Source organism: Candidatus Defluviibacterium haderslevense, from assembly GCA_016712225.1.
GTDB classification, from domain to species: Bacteria; Bacteroidota; Bacteroidia; order Chitinophagales; family Saprospiraceae; genus Vicinibacter; species Vicinibacter haderslevensis.
The window spans coordinates 2,781,834-2,802,757 of the sequence record JADJRL010000003.1 but is presented as its reverse complement, the minus strand read 5'-3'; the positions used below and the strand labels follow the sequence as shown (position 1 = coordinate 2,802,757).

At 33.4% G+C, this 20,924-nt stretch carries 10 protein-coding genes and 1 pseudogene; 5 read left to right on the top strand and 6 right to left on the bottom strand.

All coding sequences use genetic code 11. The annotated features are described in order from the left end of the window. The first annotated feature begins 184 nt into the window (after nt 1–184). Entirely contained in the window at nt 185–1,198 is a 1,014-nt protein-coding gene (locus IPK88_10985) for a virulence RhuM family protein (protein MBK8243939.1), read from the top strand. 86 nt (nt 1,199–1,284) lie between these two features. Here the strand turns inward: IPK88_10985 and IPK88_10980 are convergent, their stop codons facing one another. Next, entirely contained in the window at nt 1,285–1,887 is a 603-nt protein-coding gene (locus IPK88_10980; protein MBK8243938.1) for a T9SS type A sorting domain-containing protein, read from the bottom strand. Nucleotides 1,888–3,094: 1,207 nt separating this feature from the next. Beyond that, nucleotides 3,095–6,535, bottom strand: a complete 3,441-nt coding sequence (locus IPK88_10975; protein ID MBK8243937.1) for a T9SS type A sorting domain-containing protein — start codon at nt 6,533–6,535, stop codon at nt 3,095–3,097. A 1,011-nt stretch (nt 6,536–7,546) separates the two neighbouring features. Here IPK88_10975 and IPK88_10970 point away from each other — a divergent pair. Further along, nucleotides 7,547–7,891 (top strand): annotated as a pseudogene (locus IPK88_10970) (virulence RhuM family protein). 85 nt (nt 7,892–7,976) lie between these two features. On the opposite strand, the gene IPK88_10965 reads toward IPK88_10970, so the two are convergent. The 3 genes from IPK88_10965 to IPK88_10955 all read right to left on the bottom strand — a co-directional run bounded on the left by IPK88_10965 (nt 7,977) and on the right by IPK88_10955 (nt 11,500). Next, nucleotides 7,977–9,740 (bottom strand): T9SS type A sorting domain-containing protein, encoded by a 1,764-nt coding sequence (locus IPK88_10965; GenBank protein MBK8243936.1) that lies wholly within the window; start codon nt 9,738–9,740, stop codon nt 7,977–7,979. Between the two features lie 108 nt (nt 9,741–9,848). Beyond that, the gene (locus IPK88_10960) at nt 9,849–11,324 is read right to left on the bottom strand and encodes a T9SS type A sorting domain-containing protein (GenBank protein MBK8243935.1); all 1,476 of its coding nucleotides are present in this window, start codon (nt 11,322–11,324) and stop codon (nt 9,849–9,851) included. Nucleotides 11,325–11,356: 32 nt separating this feature from the next. Further along, entirely contained in the window at nt 11,357–11,500 is a 144-nt protein-coding gene (locus IPK88_10955) for a T9SS type A sorting domain-containing protein (GenBank protein MBK8243934.1), read from the bottom strand. A gap of 795 nt (nt 11,501–12,295) precedes the next feature. On the opposite strand from IPK88_10955, the gene IPK88_10950 reads away from it, so the two are divergent. The 3 genes from IPK88_10950 (at nt 12,296) to IPK88_10940 (ending at nt 18,359) form a co-directional block, all read left to right on the top strand. Further along, on the top strand, nt 12,296–12,709 hold the full coding sequence (locus tag IPK88_10950; protein ID MBK8243933.1) for a hypothetical protein: 414 nt from the start codon (nt 12,296–12,298) through the stop codon (nt 12,707–12,709). Nucleotides 12,710–13,677: 968 nt separating this feature from the next. Beyond that, a complete protein-coding gene (locus tag IPK88_10945; GenBank protein MBK8243932.1) occupies nt 13,678–17,409 on the top strand; it encodes a gliding motility-associated C-terminal domain-containing protein in 3,732 nt (1,243 codons plus the stop codon). 47 nt (nt 17,410–17,456) lie between these two features. Next, the gene (locus IPK88_10940; GenBank protein ID MBK8243931.1) at nt 17,457–18,359 is read left to right on the top strand and encodes an AraC family transcriptional regulator; all 903 of its coding nucleotides are present in this window, start codon (nt 17,457–17,459) and stop codon (nt 18,357–18,359) included. Nucleotides 18,360–18,845: 486 nt separating this feature from the next. Here IPK88_10940 and IPK88_10935 read toward each other — a convergent pair whose 3' ends face one another. Beyond that, a complete protein-coding gene (locus IPK88_10935) occupies nt 18,846–20,885 on the bottom strand; it encodes an SBBP repeat-containing protein (GenBank protein MBK8243930.1) in 2,040 nt (679 codons plus the stop codon). Nucleotides 20,886–20,924: the final 39 nt, after the last annotated feature.

The window sequence follows — 20,924 nt, the reverse complement described above, 5'->3', positions numbered from 1 at the left end:
TAATCTCATAAGAGCTTGTTTTAATTTATCTAACAATTAGGCAATTAAAAAAATGCTTTGCCCATAGCTCGTAAAACAACGTTACCTGAACTCCCACAAAGTGTTTTTTGGATTTATTAATAAAAAAAAGGGTAATTTCACACCCTGCAATTTAAAAGCCAGCCTATTTTAAAATAATAAGTACATGAATACCGGTGAAATAATAATTTATCAAAATGCGGAGGGTAACATTAAAATTGATGTTAGATTGGAGGAAGAAACGGTTTGGTTAACACAATCTCAATTGTGCGATTTGTTTCAAAAATCAAAATCAACCATAAGCGAACATATAAAAAACATATTTGAAGAAGGTGAATTGGATGAAAAAGTGGTTGTTCGGAAATTCCGAATTACCACTCAACATGGTGCTATACAAGGAAAAACACAACAAAATGAGGTAAATGCCTATAATTTAGATGTCATCATTTCAGTGGGTTATCGCGTAAAATCTACTCAAGGTACTCAATTTCGAATTTGGGCAACTCAACGCTTAAAAGAGTATATCATCAAAGGTTTTGCTCTTAATGACGAGCGTTTTAAAACAGGTAGTTCTATGAATTACTTTAACGAACTGCAAACACGCATTCGTGAAATAAGATTATCAGAACGTTTTTTTTATCAAAAAATTAAAGACATCTACACTACCAGTATTGATTACAATGCTAAAGACGAAAAAACCATTGAGTTCTTTAAAATCGTACAGAACAAATTATTATGGGCCATCTCTAAAAACACAGCTGCTGAATTAATTTATAGACGTGTTGATGCCACTTTGCCATTATTAGGCATGCAATCATTCGACAAAAAACAATTAACCGCTATTCAAAAAATAGATGTTAGCATTGCTAAAAATTATTTAAACGAAGATGAAATACAATTATTAGGCTTGTTGGTTGAGCAATATTTGGCATTTGCCGAAATCATGGCACAACAACAAACTCCCATGTATATGCAAGATTGGATAGAACGACTCGGTCGTATTTTGCAACTAAACGGAAGAGAATTGCTAACACATGCCGGTAAAATAAGTCATCAAATGGCTGTAGACAAATCAACTGAACAATATCAAAAGTTTAAAGAAGGCGAGCGAAATCAACAAATTGAACAAAGCTTAAAAGAAATTGAAAACGATATTAAAAAAATGAAAAAAAATAAATGAGGCACTAATACATTTTAGGATGAAACAACAACAAAAATAATTAACTAAATTTCCATCAGACCACTGTCAGATATGATTATGACACACTACAGCTTCACCACCTTCTCACTCCTCACCATAATTCCTCTCTCTCTAATCTCCACAATGTAAACCCCTGCATTCACATCCTCCAAGTCAATCACATTACTTCCCTGATACAATCTCTTGTGTAGCACTTCTTTGCCTTGTATGTCATAAATTGTCATAAGCATTTTTGAAGGAAGGTAATCCTCTACATTGATTATTATAAGATCGTGAGCAGGATTAGGATGCATCTGAATATCAATATTGGAATCATGGGAATTTATTCCTGTAGTCCCTAATTTAATTTCTTTACAGACGATATGCTCTCCATTTATATTCTTAGCACGAAGACAAACTTGATAGACGCCATCTTTGGCATAAGTGTGAATAATCGATGAATCCCATACTGTAGTATAATACATAGCACTTCCATCGCCCCAGTCCCACCAGTATTCATCTGGTTCATACCAACTGAGGTTGGTGAATTCTATCTTCTTGTATTCACTCGTGTCCTGATCATAACGGAATTCAGCAACAGGAATGTTATTAATGCCAAGGGTATCACAAGGTGATCCGTCAATTGGTCCAAGACGGTAATTTGGATGATTGGGGATGGTTTCTTGCAACCCTGATAGACGGATCGAATGTTTTTTACTATACATGCTTTACCTAATAGATTGGGTTTATCAATAACATTGATCATTCTTCTGAAGGTCCCGGAAACATTATATATCCGACCATCCGGGCCACGCTCCATTGGACCAAATAATACATAACCTGTAAAACCTCCCCCCAATATTTCAATAAATGAATCTACGGTGTCAATTTTAATAATTTCCTTTTCTTTGCTAAATAGATCTATTTGATATAATGAATATCTACCAGATACATATAGAAATCGTGAATTTGGTGAAAAACATCCACCGAGTGCAAGAGCTGAATTGGGGATTTCATATTTTTTGAGATAGGTAAATTTACCAGAACACCGATCAAATTGTAATAGATCGATTATGGTTCCGACGCTATCTTGGTCTATTGTCACTTTAGCATAATACTTTCCATTGCTCGAAAAACATGCTTGAGTGTAACCATTATATAAAGCAGTATCAATTCTTTCAATATTAAATAAAGATATCGTTGTATCCTTAATAAGAAAATTAATCATCTCATTTCTATCAATTGAGGGTTTAACCAACCACCAGTCTCGACCATTGGCATGCCGGACAGGACACATGGCACTCATTTGAACTGTATCGTTGTAGAATATTCTAGATTTTTTTTCAGCTATACCATATTTTAAGTTAGGAGGAGTATTCACAACTCTCAAAAATAGTGGTATAGCAGCAGCACCCATACCGGTGGAAATATTTGTCTCATGTAATATTAGATATTTATTTGAATCGTAAAAAGAAGGAAGAATAGCACAGCTAGTAGGGAACAACGCTGCCCAATTACTAGGTTGGGGATCAATGTCAAATCCATTAATCATTGTTTTACCAGAAGCGTCAATGATTCGAGTACTATTCGTAGCAAAAATAAATTTACCATTTTTATCTGAAATACACGAACTTGCTCCATCGAAGTCCATATATAAAGTAGTATCTAAGTAAATCTTAGGATTCAAACTGGATGTATTAAAATCCATTCTGGAAATGCCAAAAGTGTCACCAGCTGAACTTACACCATTATCATATCCGAGTAACCAAGTGTAATCATATTTTTGAGAATACAATAAGCCAGCACTAATAAAAAACAATAATATTAAAATATATTTCATAATTATTATTTATATAAAATGACTCCATCAATAATTTGATGGAGTCATAAATTTAATTACTTTAAATCAAGAATGATAATCTTATCAGAATATAATTTCTTTTTGTGATTATAGAGTTGAATTAAATAAATTCCTGAAGGGATTGAATTATTAAGATTTAATTCAATCTGTAATTCACTATTGATTTGAACTTTCTGCCTCAACATTTGATTTCCTTCTAAATCAGTCAAAATCATTGAAATTATATTCCCTTTTTGATCTGCAGGACAATGTACTATAAAATTACCAATGGAAGGATTAGGACGAACGCTATAGCCACTTTCAGGAATATCATCTACTTCCAATATTATCGGTTGTGGAGGTGAACATAACATGTCATCATCGAATTGATTATTACCTATCATTCGCATTAATTCTCTAGCCATTAATACACCCCTGCCTCCTGTCAGAAAACATTGATTTGCTATTGGTTCTACTTGACTAATTTGAACTGAATCTAAAGTATCTATTCCATGAAGAATAGTAGCAATAAATACCTCATGAGCAGTGCGTCTATTTTGTTCAACAATACCTATAGGAATGATTTCATTATTCCATGACTGTATACTTAATAATAATTCTGATTTTTCTGCATTAATTAGATTCAATGTGCTGTCAGACTGATTGATTAAAACTAATTGTTGAAGGATCAAGTTATACTTTTGTGTAGCAATATTAGTTCTTTCTAATTCAGTATTGGCAATATTGTATATACTATCCAATTGTCGTATAGAATTTTGCATAACAGAAATTGTGGAATCAAGAGCATATATCATTTCATAATGTATACCCTTCAATGTAAGGAATTCATGAATCGCACTATCTAGCCTATAGAATTTATAAATATTCGTAGATGAATTCATCGCAAAAAATGAATCTACACTGGTATTAACTCCTAGTAAATTTGGATTAGCCTTAAGCTTGGTGAATAGATCTGTTGACATTTCAAAAACCATAGGAGAATAACTCCCAAATTGTCCTTGTGCTGTCCATATATCATTATCATTTAAATTATCATCATCTGATGGAACTGGGTTAATAGGTATTGGAAATGGTGCTGCGCATGCTATATTGTTAACCCCTTCCATTCGTAAACGAAACCATAAAGATGCATCATCAAAGCAGCCTTGATTTGGAGAAATACTTACTGGCCATTGAGGTGAGTTGCATGTGTTAATGGTGAATTGAGATTTAACTCTTTCAAGACCTGAAGAGTTGCCATTAATGGCAGCTTTAGTTGAGTAAGACCCAGACCACTGATTACCTAGATATTCTTGTATACCCAATACACTTTTATCAAAAACATATAACCCACGATCATGATTTTGAATATTATTACTTCTAAAAAGATTATTAGAGGTACAAGTACCAGCAATAGCAAATCCTTCCTTAGAATTATTGCAATCGTTTATACAATATTTATTATTAGAGGAGCCATTAATAGAAAAACCTCTTGTAATGGTTGTTGGATTCGGATTATTCCCAAATACATGATTATTAAATATTATACTAGACTTAGTACTAAATAATGATATACCTGAAAAATCACCAGTAAACCCCATGGGATCATAGATCTTCCGGACATAGCTAAATGAAAAAGTATTGTCTTGTAATCCTACAAATTCGCAATTAGTTAAAACTATTCCAAATCCATTATCATTATGATTAATAACATTGTGTTGGATTTTTGAATAAATAGTCGGCTTCGAACTTTTTTGAGTAATATGCTTTAAGCCACTGACAACTATTCCAAACTGTGAAGAATTACTAACAGAATTGACTACACTTAAAAGCGTATTTGAAGAGATTTCAAATTGATTAATTATTCTTGGTTGAGACACTTCGATTCCATTACTTGAGTAGGTAATATTATTATTGTTTGCTAAGATTACTTTAAACCCATCTTGTTCAATTATCCCATGTCCTACATGATTTATCATATTATGATTAGTAACAGCCCTATTGCATGTCTTTAAAAATATTGCCGTTTTGGCAAAATCAATATTGTTCCAATTCGCATCAATATAGGATTGTTTACCATATATTGCCATGCCATTTGGAATTGTAGCTCCTTGGGATCCAGTTAATATAGGTACCATATTGGTAAATTGAGCATTAAATACAGATACTTTACTAGTGGTAGCAAATATACCATTAGTTAGGTTGATAAAATAATTTTCAGGACCATCCTCAAAGTCCCCACCTATTTGTATTGTAGCATTTAAAGATTCTATACCCGCCTTACCTATTCCAGGGGTTGGAGCACCTCCATAATTGGGCAAGAACCCAGGACTAATAGACTCAAAAACATTTTCCTCCATAAATGATGGTGTATTCACAATTCCTCCTTCTGCATAAATACCTATTTCATCATTATAAAAATGATTGTTAAATAAATTCAAAGTGGTGTTACCGATGGAATGGATACCCTTGCGAGCATCATAAATATATGATGATTTACAATTAAAACTTGAACCATTTGGTATGGTAATGCTTTTCCACATCTGGGAACATCCTCTGAATGTAGAACCAATTGAACTTAAATTCAATCCAGGGTTTAAGTAGATTTCAGCACCTGGTTCTAGATATACATTACAATTATCAAATTGAATATTATTAATATCGATTTCTAATCTTCCAGCGATCGAAACACAAGATCCTGTCGGGATTGTATTTAGGCCATATTCGCTTAATTTAGTAAAATTTGGGTTAGTTAAATTAATTTGAGATTGATTGGGTTGACACAAATTACAAAAAGGCATAATGCACTCTATTGTTATGTCGTCAACATAAACATGATTGCCCCTATCAGGTACCGGATCAGAATTCTCTTCTGGATCAGTTATACAACGAAACCATAATTGTGTAAAATTCATAGTAGGAGTGAATGAAATCTCAATTTGTGTCCATGATCCAATATTAGTAAAAGGTAAAGGGGGGACTAAAACATCACTAAGAGGCGGGATGTCAGGAACTATAACATTTGGGTGACAATTTTGATAAGTTCCATTGGGTTTATTGGGCAATGAAATACTAGGAAGAATCCAAGCATGAGTAAATATTCCTGGTAACTTTCCTATCCATAAGTCTCTCTTTATGAAATAGGTAATTTTATAGTTTTGCCCTTGAAAAAAATTGTAGTTTAAAGCCATACCTTCTCCAATTCTTTTGGGAGCGCAATTAACTCGATATAAACTATAAACATGTGCAGCATGTGAGCCAGTATTAAACTCACCAGCTATGTCATTACATGCAGAACCATGAGTATTTATCCACTGAGGTACGCATCCATCAAAAAAAGATGTAGAAGAATAACAGGTACAATTTTCAAAGCCTTCATTAAAACAAACTTGAGATTTAAGATTTAGATTTAGAATTAAGTTAATAGAAAATATAAAAATATATTTATTATTTTCATGTAAAAAATTTTTTATTGTTAAAATAATATTAGTTTTCATAAAATTAAATTTATGGTATAAAAGAAAATATGCCCAATTCATATGAGCTATAAGAATTTGTCATTTAGGCTGTAAGGCCTTTACAGTAAGGTGTTGAAGGATCAGCTTCCTTCGGCGTTGCGCATTTCTGATGGTGTTAAATAATACAATATACTGTAATATTAAGCTTAGATTCAATTATATATTAACTAATCTAAACAAATTACTTTACGAAGATATTACAAACCATTTAAAAATGCAAATAAAATACAACATTTAACTAAAATTTCAGTGTAAACCCTTAGGTAATTGCCTAAATATTCAGGGTATTCCCTTATTGAATAAAAATAACTATTTCATTTGGATAGTAGGTATATTTGGAGTTAAAATGCAAAATAATACAACGTCCCAATTCTAGATTTTTGTAAATAATTATATACTATATCAATTTCAAGTCTAAATAAATCTTTTCAATTCGTTGTCATTCATTTCCAAATTGATGTTTTCATTAAAATGTAAAATCAAGAGTTTAACGGTAAGCTTCCATGAACTCAATAAATTTATATTAAACCAATTATCAAGTATTTTTCCAGTAACAGGAGAATATACATCACGTATCTCGTTTCAATTCCAAGGTGGTTCGATTAAGAGCATTAATTGTCATGACCCAGAATAATAACACAGTACAGTTTCAAATACAATGTGTTTCGATTAAAAGACAGATAACCAGGATCAATGCAAATTAACTACAGGGGTTTCAATTTCAATGTGGTTCGATTAAAACAAAGATTGGAGGAGTGCAATGAAGAAATAATTCATGGTTTCAATTTCAATGTGGTTCGATTAAAAAGTTTCAATACCTGAATCGTCAATATTGCTCACCCTGTTGTAGAATCTAAATAACACAGCTATTTTATTTTATAAAAAAGATTTATCAATGATCTTTGCAGTTTGCAACTGCATTGGCTTATTCAATTTTTTAGGCTTGCATCGAAGTCAGAGACTTCGACAATCGTATATTAAAAACAATTAACCGCTATTCAAAAAATAGATGTTAGCATTGCTAAAAATTATTTAAACGAAGATGAAATACAATTATTAGGCTTGTTGGTTGAGCAATATTTGGCATTTGCCGAAACCATGGCACAGCAACAAACTCCCATGTATATGCAAGATTGGATAGAACGACTCGATCGTATTTTGCAACTAAACGGAAGAGAATTGCTAACACATGCCGGTAAAATAAGTCATCAAATGGCTTTAGACAAATCAACTGAAGAATATCAAAAGTTTAAAGAAGGCGAGCGAAATCAACAAATTGAACAAAGCTTAAAAGAAATTGAAAACGATATTAAAAAAATGAAAAAAAATATATGAGGCACTAATACATTTTAGGATGAAATAACAATAAAAATAATTATACTAAATTTCCATCAGACCGCTGCCAGACATGATTTTGACACTACAGCTTCACCAACTTCTCACTCCTCAACATAATCCCTCGCTCCTTAATCTCCACAATGTAAACCCCAGCATTCATATCCTCCAAGTCAATCACATTACTTCCCTGATACAATCTCTTGTGAAGCAATTGTTTGCCTTGTATGTCATAGATTGTCATAAGCATTTTTGAAGGAAGGTAATCCTCTACATTGATTATTATAAGATCGTGAGCAGGATTAGGATGCATCTGAATATCAATATTGGAATCATGGGAATTTATTCCTGTAGTCCCTAATTTAATTTCTTTACAGACGATATGCTCTCCATTTATATTCTTAGCACGAAGACAAACTTGATAGACGCCATCTTTGGCATAAGTGTGAATAATCGATGAATCCCATACTGTAGTATAATACATAGCCCTTCCATCGCCCCAGTCCCACCAGTATTCATCTGGTTCATACCAACTGAGGTTGGTGAATTCTATCTTCTTGTATTCACTCGTGTCCTGATCATAACGGAATTCAGCAACAGGAATGTTATTAATGCCAAGGGTATCACAAGGTGATCCGTCAATTGGTCCAAGACGGTAATTTGGATGATTGGGGATGGTTTCTTGCAACCCTGATAGACGGATCGAATGTTTTTTTACTATACATGCTTTACCTAATAGATTGGGTTTATCAATAACATTGATCATTCTTCTGAAGGTCCCGGAAACATTATATATCCGACCATCCGGGCCACGCTCCATTGGACCAAATAATACATAACCTGTAAAACCTCCCCCCAATATTTCAATAAATGAATCTACGGTGTCAATTTTAATAATTTCCTTTTCTTTGCTAAATAGATCTATTTGATATAATGAATATCTACCAGATACATATAGAAATCGTGAATTTGGTGAAAAACATCCACCGAGTGCAAGAGCTGAATTGGGGATTTCATATTTTTTGAGATAGGTAAATTTACCAGAACATCGATCAAATTGTAATAGATCGATTATGGTTCCGACGCTATCTTGACCAGTTGTAACTTTAGCATAGAATTTTCCATTAGTCGAAAAACAACCTTGTGAATAACTATGGTACAATGCAGTATCTATTCTTTGCTTTTCATATAATAAAATATTGGTATCACGAATTAAAAAAGTATAAATATAATTTTCTATTAATCCAGGTTTCGCAAGCCACCAATCTCTACCATTGGCATGACGGACAGGACTCATAACAAGAGGTTGAATTGTATCGTTATAAAATATTTTAGATTTTTTATCGGCAATTCCTAAACTGTTTGGAATATTCAAATTAACAATTCTTGACAATAGTGGCTTTCCAGCTCCTGAGCCCTTCGCTAAAATAATTGATTCATGTAAAATCATATACTTATTGGTATCAGAATTTAAAGGTATTGATACGCTAGTTTGAGGATAAATCGAAGCAAAATTACTTCCGTCTGGATCAATATCGTATCCATTGATCATGGTCTTTCCAGTAGCATCAATGATTTTAACACTATTCGTAGCAAAAATAAATTTACCATTTCTATCTGACATACATGAACTTGCCCCATCGAAGTCCATATATAAAGTAGTATCTAAGAATATCTTAGGATTCAGACTTGGAGTGTTAAAATCCATTCTGGAAATGCCAAAAGTGTCACCAGCTGAACTTACACCATTATCATACCCGAGCAACCAAGTGTAATCATGTTTTTGGGCTTGTGAATGATACGCAAGCCCAAAAACCATTAAGATTAATATGAATTTCTTTAAGCGCATAATTATTTAATCAAAACTCTTGCATCATTTTTGACTGATACTAATCTTCTACTAACAACAATCATGATAAATCTGGATAAATATACGGTTATTCTGATAACAATAACATCATCTCTTTACAAACCTTTCCATCCATCGCTTCCCGGTCCGATCACGCACTATAATAAAATAAATTCCTGAATATAGTCTGCCAACATCTATTGTTTGTTCATCATTAAGTGATAAATAGCATTGGTGTAAAACCATTCTACCTTGAATATCATAAATGAACACCTCAGATTCAGAAGAATGATCTCTAAGGATTTGCAAATGTAACAGGTCTTCAGCAGGGATGGGATATATCATAAGATCATTGGATCTATAGACACCTTCTTCTTGGTCTTGAGTTCCAACATTGAGGTGAATGGCGATGGTACTATCACAAGGATAAGGATCATCTACTCTATAGTGAGGGTTATTTGGAATGGCGAATGAATTACGGGATGGTAATTTTAAGCCTCTGTTGATGAGCTGACACGCCTTCCCCTTATTATTTGGATACATGATCACGTGCAGGTATCTATTACCACCATATGTACTGATATAGATTCTGCAATCAGGTCCCAATGCCATTTGTAAATAGGTGGTAGGATAGGGTTCAAAGAAATTATCAAACACACCAACAGTGTCAATGGCTTTTGTACTATCTGATTCATGAAGATCTATTTGTAATACCTCTGTAGGATTACACACATACACAAATCTAGAATCCGGAGAAAAAGAAAGTCCTACTCCCACATTGTACGGATATTTAATATTGTAAAATCGAAAGTTACTTAATTGTCCATTCAATCGATTAAAGTTAAAAACCTGCATCCCACCATATGGACTATATAAAGCATAATGTCTGCCGTCCGGTGAAAAATATCCTTGTCCGGCACCTGATGATAATGAATCATTAATAATTCCTATATTGTTTTCGATTTTTTGAATAACTCCCTCTGATGAATAAAGAAAAGTCCAAAATTTATTAACATTGTATTGGGGGCAGATGATCCACCACTTATTAGCATCGATTGCTGATATTGCATGTAATCCATGATAAAGTGTATCTTGAATAATTAATCTATCTTTATAAATTAAAGAATCTGTTGGTATATAAATTTTTGCACTCAATAAGTATTTATATTTTATCTTAAGTCCTATTGTATCAACAACTAGATAAATGTAATTTATAGTAGAATCATCCGTAGGAATAAATAAGCCTGCTTGAACCACATTATTACTGTTAGGACAATTAATTGACCAAACTCTACTAAATCCAATGGTATCAGCCCCTTTTAAATTATTTGCGTATTTATCAGTAAGACTACAACCATTAGATAGATACATAAATTCACCAAATTTATTGGAATAGGTGTTAGATTGGAATCTAATATCAAACGATCTATCTTGAGGATAGAAATGAATAATATTATCATTAAAACTCATTATTGCTCCACCGAAATAATTCGTATCGTTATATATTCCTGTACCATAACCAAAGGCCCAATTGTAATCATAATGTTTTTGGGCTTGTGAATGATACACAAGTCCAAAAACCATTATGATTAATATGAATTTCTTAATGCACATAACTATTCTATAATCACCCTTGTCACAATCTGTGGATGATCTTGAATATGAATAACGTATACACCAGCATGAAAGTTGCTGATATCTATTTTGTTAATAGCTTTTAAATTAAACTGTTGAACTATTTTACCATTTAAGGAAGCCATAAAAAATAGTTTATTCAATTTTTTAATTTTAACATGATCGATTAAAAGTCTGTAGAATTTTTGAATGAAGTAGGTCAAAAGAGCGTTTCAATTCCTATGTGGATCGATAATCTATCAATTCAATTACTTTTCGTTACAACAGTGCTTGTTCCAATGTCGGTCGGATAATAACTTAACCAATGTAAGTACTCTTGTATTAGGGGTAAGATCACTTTGCTTTTTTTTCATACTGTATTAATGCCACTCCATCATGGATTTAATAATATCAATGATTCATTTTTTCTAGTTTAAATTAAAAATCCATAACTAATACAAAAAGCCCAAGTCATTAAGTGTTATTAGATTAAAAGTGAAACTAATGTTATTTAGATATACTTTAAAACGTAATGCAATATTTATCTTTATAACATTTGTAAGAATGTATAAATCAACTTCTTAAATCATGAACCCTATCCTATAAAAAAGTTAATAAATGGTTTACTTTCAAGTCTCCCTTTACAAGCCAATTCAGAATCAGCAAAACTATTTTAATTTTGTATCATCAAAACAGGGGAAAAATCCCCATTTATTAACTTCAATTATAAATTTTATAAATAATAAGCCCTCATGAGTTTAAAAAATTAGTATTACCTTTAATTAAATCATACAAACACTATGAACTATCATTTCCTCCATAGATCCCTATCTAAGATTTGGCATTTGATTCGATACCAGATTCCATATTTTTTTCGAAATATATATTTTTTTCGAAAAGAACTCTGGCAGTATAATAATTTTGACTACATACCAAGTCTTATGTTGTTCAAAAGATCGCTCATTGATTTGAGAATTACGAATGCCTATTATTCAGAAATACATGTCCATGGTGACTTAATTCTAAACCAAATGGATCGGGTCATAGAAATTCTTAACTACTTCTGTGAAGATCAATTCAAGGAACTGGCGGAAAAAGAATTGAATAAAAAATATACCCACATATCATTTGATTTAAAAAAATCCCTTGGCGTAATGCTAAATTCCTTAAGTGAGCAAGAAGAAGCAGATAATCATGAAATCATGAAACTTGAAAATAAAATTCAACAAGATGCATGGATTGAATTATGGAGCATCATTCAAGGTTCTCCTATTTTGCAAAAATATCTGAATGAAAATGAGGGTCATGATGATCATATTTTTGATGGCACTGACATTCGCAATTGGTGGAATTAAGCATTAAACCATTACCGATTCCTTGATTAAGCAACAATTGTTAATGGCATAGGATAGGTGCCAACTTAATTTGCTCTAATAACAATATTCTGTTTCAAGATACACCCTATTCGTGCTTGATGAATCTGTCATTAAGTCAAGCTAAATGGACTATCATTTCAGGTTCATAAGTATATGCATTAATCGCTCTACATGTCTCCCTTCTTGTCTTTCCAAATATCTACCAAGCTAATAATATTCGATACCCTAATTTATAAAATGGAAATGTGTCCTGAGAATTAGAACTATGTTATTGGTTCAACAAGTGTAAATGAACATCGAAGTCAAGGAATTCAACGATCGTTTTGTTTTAAGTTCATAAGCCTTAAAGTCTGATATTGGTAAAATACACTATCAGTACAATCTTTCACGAATTGTTCACGAATGATCCACGAATTATCCACGGCTTATCCACCATGAATCAGATTCTTGTCTTGTCCTAAAATAGCTATACAGGTTAATCAATAAATCCTAAAATGACTACACAAATAAATTTTTTAGTCCATTTGAATCGAAGTAAGGGACTTCGTCGATCGCATTAAGAAGGGGACTTAAGCATCGAAGGCAATAATCGTTGCTGTTTTCAACTTCGATGTCTCATACATTTTTTTACTCAAGCATCGAATTCATAGTCTTCGTGGATCGTTTTATGTTAAATAAATGAGCATCCTAAGTCGGAGACTTCGAGCATCAATGTTTTTTAGGCTAGAACTTGATTTAATTTCGGAATACAGAGTAATACGTCGTTTATATGGTAAGACGTTTTTTTAAGTGATCTGTGGAGCTAATATTCCTATAACCAAATGAACGAATCAGATTAAAGGAAGGCAACAAAATCCATATATTTGTTATCTTATTATAGTAAATTCAAGAATTAGCTTGATTTTATTTGACAAAAATTTTGTCTTTTTGCATCGAATTAGAAAATTATGAATGGTTTAAGATGGATTTTATGGTTGGGATGGATGATGTCGATGCAATCCTTATGCGCTCAAGTTTATATAGTGAATACCGCCGATGATACGGATGATGGTTCTTGTACTACTGGACACTGCTCTTTTCGTGAGGCTATTCATGCTGCCAATGGTGATGGTGTAGCCAGTAGGATTGAATTTAATATTCCAGGTATGGCACCGCACCAAATTATTCCCAACGGGCCCTTTCCTAATGTAACGGATCCTTTTTTGACTGTAGCCGGGGAGACCCAACCAGGCCCTTTGGGAAGTATTGTTATTAATTTTGCTTTTCGAAACTTTTCCGGAGCATCCTTTTGGAATATTTTAAGTACAGATGTTTTTATTAGTGGATTGACGTTTTCTAATTTCGGGTATAGCACAGCAGGAGATGAAGTCCTCAGAGTTGGTGATTTTGGAAGATCTGCAGATCGCTTTAGTCTTTACAATTGTGCATTTACAAATGACAATCTCATTGTAAACTTTATAGATTTGGCAAATGTCCATATTTTTAATAGCAGCAATGCATTGGTCAGAAAAAATATTTTTGGTTCCGATTATGGTAAATCTACTATAAACACTTACTTCTCTTCTTTAATGTTGAATCAAAATCTGGCACTAAAACCATGTGTAATAGATAGCAATATTTTTGTTTCTAGTCGCACGGCACTCAATGCACGAGGAGGAGACTTAAACATTTCAAAAAATATTTTTGGAGCTCTAGATACGAGTAAGGCTAATACCTTTACTAATCAAGAGACTGGCATTGCCTTTGACCTTTTTGGAAAATATTCGGTCACTGATAATTTTTTTATTTTTCATATTCACAATGCCATAACAAACAGGAATTTAGGAATAAATGATAATGGCATTAACATTTCTGGAAACCGTTTTTTTAATTTTAAGACTGCCATTTCTTTATTTGCTTCTGCTCAAATAAACAATAACTATGCAGCGAATATTCTTGGTGGATTTAATGGAAGGTTTTCAACCATTTCCAGCCCTCCTTTTTTTAATATTTCTGTTGACCTTGAAAATAATCAAACAGAGAATCTCCAAAATTTCTATGAACTATTTGGAAACTCTAACCTTATAAGATCTAAGCATAGCAAGAACAGAATTTATTGTAATGAAAATAATCCTGTTAATATAGCGCCTTTCATTGACGCCATAAAGCCTCCCGTGCCGGTCATTGTTAGTGTTAATCCCAATCTGATTAAAGGCACGGCTCGCCCTAATGATTCAATAAGTATTTATGAAAATACTCGTCGCAATTGTCCTACTGCTGATTGCAGAGGGGGTGTAGAAATTGGTCGCAGTTTGGCAGATGCAAGTGGCAACTGGATTCTTGCCCGTAATTTTACAGTCGGTGCTAGTCTATCAGCCTATGTTTGGAATAATAATAATGTTCCCTTAGTTTATTCAGAATTTTCTAATTGCTATCGTTGTACGCCAAGTGCTCCCATTCCGGTGACCGCTGCTATCTGTGAAGGAGAGACTTTTACCTTCCGATCCAGAGTATATAGTGCTTCAAAGACCAGTGATACGATCACCATACCAGGTGATGGAATAATTATTTGCGACTCCGTCTTCCATGTTAACTTAACTTTGTTAAAACCAAATCGAGTAACCCAAAATGTGAATGTTTGCTTTGATGATACCTTACGCATTGCAGGAATAAAATTGTATGCCGGAAAATTAATCGATTCTGCAGCACTTAAGAATGTTAATCAATGTGATAGTACTGTTGTATTTAAAGGGACATTGGTCGGATATCGCAGTTTAACCCAAACCATTTGCTCGAACAGCAGCCTTACCATTGGCAATACGACCTTTGATAAAAACACAACTACGGGTCGGGTGCGTTTGGCAGGTCAAGCTTCTGGAGCTTGTGATAGTATCATCGACGTAAACATAATCATCAAAGATTATGCTGAACATTTTTTAAATCTCACCAAATGCCCGGGTGAAGATACCTTACTCAATGGCAAGCTCTACAATGCAGGTAATCCTTCCGGAATTGATACCTTGAAAGGAGCTTCAACTACTGGCTGCGACAGTATCATACATGTAGACTTAAAATACCCGAATACAACAGGTACTTTTAATACAACTATCTGTATCAGTGATAGTGTGTTTATTGTCAAAGAATATTTTTCTGCGAGAAAGCCCAATGGTCAGATTGTATGCCATAATGGAGAGGCCTGTGCTTCTGTTTTTGGATGTGACAGCATTATTAATGTGACGCTTAATTTTATACCGAATGCGATAGGATCGTATCGCGCTGATATTTGTGGAGGTGATACACTCACTCTTCCCGGATTTCCAGGTGAACCATTTTTTAGCGGACATACTACCGGAACATTGAAAATGGTAAACGGTGCAAATAATGGTTGTGACAGCATTATCAATGTGTCGGTTAATATTATACCTGATGCCATAGGAACTTATCGCGCTGATATTTGCAAAGGTGATACGCTCACATTTCCTGGATTTCCAGGTGAGCCATTTTTTAGCGGCCATACCACCAGAACATTGAAAATGGTAAACGGTGCTGCTAATGGATGTGATAGTCTCATTGAGGTTAACCTGAACGTTTTACCTGATGCCATAGGATTATTCGATACCGTGTTGTGTGATAATCAAACGCTGAATTTCTATGGAAATCTGCTAGATATAAACAAACCCTCAGATACGATACAGTTAAAAAAACAGGCAACATTCGGATGCGATAGTTTCATTTTGGTACGCATACAGTTTAACAGTGAATCCGTTGGAATATATAATCCACTCCTCTGTCCTAAAGACAGTGTAAGAGTTGGAAATCAATTTTATTCTGCCAATCATCCGAGCGGCTCTGAAAGATTGCCTAATGCATCCGCAACAGGATGTGATAGCGTTGTTAAAGTCAACATAAATCTTATTCCTGACATTGTATTGGATTTCCGAACGAACGGTTTATTGTGCAACAGAGCTAATTCCGGTCAACTGATCATTGACAAAATCATTGGGGGAAATGGCACACTGCTGATATCTATTGACAATGGTACTGCTTTACCCTATCAAGCAGGGATGGTTGTTCCTGCATTGTCTCTAGGAAATCACAGTATTCGGGTTTTGGATCAAATGGGTTGTGATGCAATCAGTAATTTTACCATTAATAATGCAGCACAACTGAATCTTAGTTTACCTCAAGATACTACCATTAAAAAAGGAATCTCAGTGGATATAACAGCTAAACTCAATTTTAATCCCGGAAGTATCAGTTGGATCCCTACTGACTTTTTAAATTGTACCAATTGTCTCGATCCTGTTTCTACACCGGACCAGACCATTACCTACACATTAATCCTAACGGATGAAAATGATTGTGAAATCCAAGATCAAATTACAATAACGGTCATTGCTGAACAAACAGATGTATATTTTCCAAACGCATTTTCTCCAAATGGAGATCAGGTTAATGATTTATTTTTTCCAGTTTTCAAATTTCCCATTACAACCACGATTCAGTATTTCCAAATATATGACCGATGGGGCGAGTTGATTTTTGAGCGAAGAAACGGACTCAAGGGTGAAGTTTTTGAATGGAATGGGATGTATAACAATCATCGCGTTTTGCCGGGTGTATATGTTTACAGTATTCAATTTATGGGAGATGACCAAACCCCTCAAAATCGAACGGGTGAAGTAACCTTATTACGTTAATATAAATTTTTAGTTGCAATTTTTAAAATACAACTCCCGAACAGGAAATGCAAGAAGAATACATGAATCGAATCAATAAAGTACTGAGCTTTATTGACCATAATTTAGATGCCGATTTGTCATTACAGACTATAGCTCATATTGCCTTTTATTCACCCTTTCACCTTCATAGACTTTTTAAAGCAATTACAAATGAGACTTTGAATTCATATATTATAAGAAAACGTATAGAACGAACTGCAATGATGCTCATTCACAATAAGGAATCCAGTATAGCTGAAATTGCAAATAAATATGGTTTCAAAAATGACTCAACATTTTCAAGAACTTTTAAAAAAATATACGGTCAAAGTCCAACAGAATTTCGAAAATCAAACCAAGGCAATTTTAGCAAGATTAGTAAAGTGGATAGCAATAATGGTAAAAAGAGTTTTATTACTGAAGAATACCTTTGCAACATTATTAATCTTAAACATTGGATCAACATGAATGCAAAAATTGAAATTACCGAAATGCCAAAAATGAATTTGGCTTATGTCACACAAATTGGAGTAAATGGTATTGAGGATGCTTTTCAGAGAATTCTTAAATGGGCCACACCTAAAGAACTACTTACTAAAAACAACACCCATGTATGTAGAGTTTTTCACGACAGCTTTAAAGTTACGGATGCAGACAAAGTAAGAATGAGCATTGGTATTATTACAGACCAAGAAATAACTGTGGATGGTGAAGTTGGACTAACTACCATTGAACAAGGAAAAAATATAGTAGGACATTTTGTAATCGAACCAATAGAATTCGAAAAATCCTGGGACAGTTTATTTATTTGGATGAACGAAAATGGTTATAAAAAAGCTGACCGATATCCATTTGAAATTTATCGCAACAATATGAATGAACATCCTGAAAAAAAGTGCATTGTGGACCTTTGTATTCCAATTGAATAAAACGTAATAAGAAAAAAATGCCACTAAGAGAGCAGTAGACTAAAGCCAATTTTAGAGCGCACTTGAGCCTATTGAATTTTAATAATTTTTAGAATCATTACCAAGCTGAGGTTCTATTAAGATCCAAAAGCAGGCTTATTTGCAGAACATCTAAATCAATATCACACTATAAAACAATCAATGATTTTAACAATTTGTAAAAGCTATGTCCTGTTTAATGTATAATTTTGCACTTATTACCAATAAATTTAATTAGAATTGCATCAAAGTCAGAGACATCAACAATCGATTTGTCGAATTGGTATTTGAGCGAAGTAGCGGGCTTAGTTGTGAAATCATTAAATGGAACGAAATGTATAACAACCATCACGTTTTGCCAGGTGTATATGTCTACAATATTCAGTTTGTTGGTGACGACAATATCCCTCAAAACCGAAAGGAAGAAGTAACTTTATTGCGTTAATAACTTCGTTTAATTCAATACATTCATTGATTTTTGATCCTTTTAAGAATATGTTGATTTCCATTTATGATACATTCAAGGAAATACATTCCACTGCTGTCATCAATCATTAATTGAATGGTTGAAGTATTATAATAAGTGCTATTACTTATTTTTTTTCCTAAACAATTAAATAAATTGATTTCAATGTTAGAAGCGATTTCATTGAGTTTAATATTTAAAAGTTTATTAAAAGGATTTGGAAAAACAATTATTGGGATTTCATCCGCATCATTATTATTAACAAGAATGATTGAATAACAAAATGAAGTATCTAAGCATCCTTGATTTCTGATTTCAACAGCATAATTTCCACTTTTAGTCGGACTAAAAATCCTATTATTTTCTGCGAATATTGGCTTGTAATTGTCTTCACAATCCAACCATTGATACATTGAACCCATGGAATGCGCTGTTAAAGTATTCCCATTTTGAAATACGGCAGTATCACTTTTGGTAATGACTAAATCAAGAACTGCAATACTATCACAGCCATTCGAATTTTTAGTTTTATATACATAGGAACCGCTTTTGTCATAAGTCAGTCCATTCCAATAGTAACTATCACAATAACTAATTATCTCGGTTGAGCTTGTGTTTGTACACTGATTATATCTTGCAATAAAAAAATCGCTTTTCCCATTTGAAATAATTTTTGCTGAATCAGGGCGATTGAAATTCGAAATTAGTTCAAAAGCTCCTGTTAGATATAAATCATTTGAATTATTAATACATAATTTTGATCCGTCATCATTACCTTGTCCACCAATAGATTTAGCCCAAACAAATTCACCAGCTGAATTAAGTTTTTCTATGAAGATATCTCTATTCCCCTCAGAAGTAAACTCATAAACGTTTAGGTTTGGATCAAAATCTACTGTAGAAGAATAGAAGCCTATACAATATACACCATTTGATCGATCAACGATTATTGCATTTCCCCAATCTAATCCAAAGCCACCAATCCTTTTGGACCAAATATGATTTCCATCTGGATTAAATTTAGATATGAAGATATCTTGCAAGCCCGCTGAAATCATTGTAAAATTTAAAGGTCCTGGATCAAAATCCACTGTATCACTAAAAGGCCCAGTAATATAAAAATAATCATCGATATCAGTAGTGATTGCCCTACTTTGATCATTGTCATCAGATCCGATACTTTTAGCCCAAAGGTATGTTCCATCATTGTCATATTTTGCTATAAAAATATCACGACTTTCCTCAATAGAATTCAATTTATGGGTTCCTGTACCAGGATCAAAGTCGGTTGAACCAAAAAAGAAACCAGTAACTCCAATGTTATTTTTACTGTCTATGGTAATGGAAGTGGCTACATCTTCCTTACTTCCCCCAATACTTTTGGCCCAAATATAATTACCTAAAGAATCGAGCTTACAAATAAAAATATCATTGAGTCCATTCGAGACCAGATTGTTTACACCTACTCCTGGATTGAAGTCCACACTCATATTAAAATACCCCGTAATGAAAATATTTTTATTAGAATCAATAATTAATGCATTTCCACTCTCACCATCCGGGCCACCCATACGCTTAGCCCAAATAAGTTCACCAGAGAATTTAAATTTAGCAACAAAAACATCCCAATATTTTTCGGCAACCAGTTCCATTTTATTAGGACCTGGATCAAAGTCAACTGTTTCTGAGAACAATCCTGAAACACAGAAGTAACCTGAATTATCCAATGCAATAGAATAAGGAACATCAAGTGAGGTACCTCCAAATGTATTAACCCAAAGCAAATTTCCAAACTTATCCGTTTTAAGAATAAAAATATCTCGATCACCTGAAGAACTCCATTGGACTACTCCCGGTCCTGGATCGAAATCAACCGTTCCACTAAAATAACCTGTAGTATATACATTTCCTTCAGCATCAACAGCAATAGCCTGTCCCACATCACTTTCTGTACCTCCAATACCCTTTGCCCATTGATAAACTTGGGCTTTAACAGAAAGTATAAGCAGGAACATGAAGATTACTTGGTTTAAAATTCTCATAAATTAGATTTTATTATTAAATTGAATGGTATTAGCGCA

Excerpts from the sequence above, each read along its gene's own strand:
- IPK88_10960 (MBK8243935.1), bottom strand. The coding sequence starts at position 11,324 with ATGGTTTTTGGACTTGTGTATCATTCACAAGCCCAAAAACATTATGAT.
- IPK88_10940 (MBK8243931.1), top strand. The coding sequence starts at position 17,457 with ATGCAAGAAGAATACATGAATCGAATCAATAAAGTACTGAGCTTTATT.
- IPK88_10955 (MBK8243934.1), bottom strand. The coding sequence starts at position 11,500 with ATGGCTTCCTTAAATGGTAAAATAGTTCAACAGTTTAATTTAAAAGCT.
- IPK88_10965 (MBK8243936.1), bottom strand. The coding sequence starts at position 9,740 with ATGCGCTTAAAGAAATTCATATTAATCTTAATGGTTTTTGGGCTTGCG.
- IPK88_10950 (MBK8243933.1), top strand. The coding sequence starts at position 12,296 with ATGTTGTTCAAAAGATCGCTCATTGATTTGAGAATTACGAATGCCTAT.
- IPK88_10935 (MBK8243930.1), bottom strand. The coding sequence starts at position 20,885 with ATGAGAATTTTAAACCAAGTAATCTTCATGTTCCTGCTTATACTTTCT.
- IPK88_10975 (MBK8243937.1), bottom strand. The coding sequence starts at position 6,535 with ATGAAAACTAATATTATTTTAACAATAAAAAATTTTTTACATGAAAAT.
- IPK88_10985 (MBK8243939.1), top strand. The coding sequence starts at position 185 with ATGAATACCGGTGAAATAATAATTTATCAAAATGCGGAGGGTAACATT.
- IPK88_10945 (MBK8243932.1), top strand. The coding sequence starts at position 13,678 with ATGAATGGTTTAAGATGGATTTTATGGTTGGGATGGATGATGTCGATG.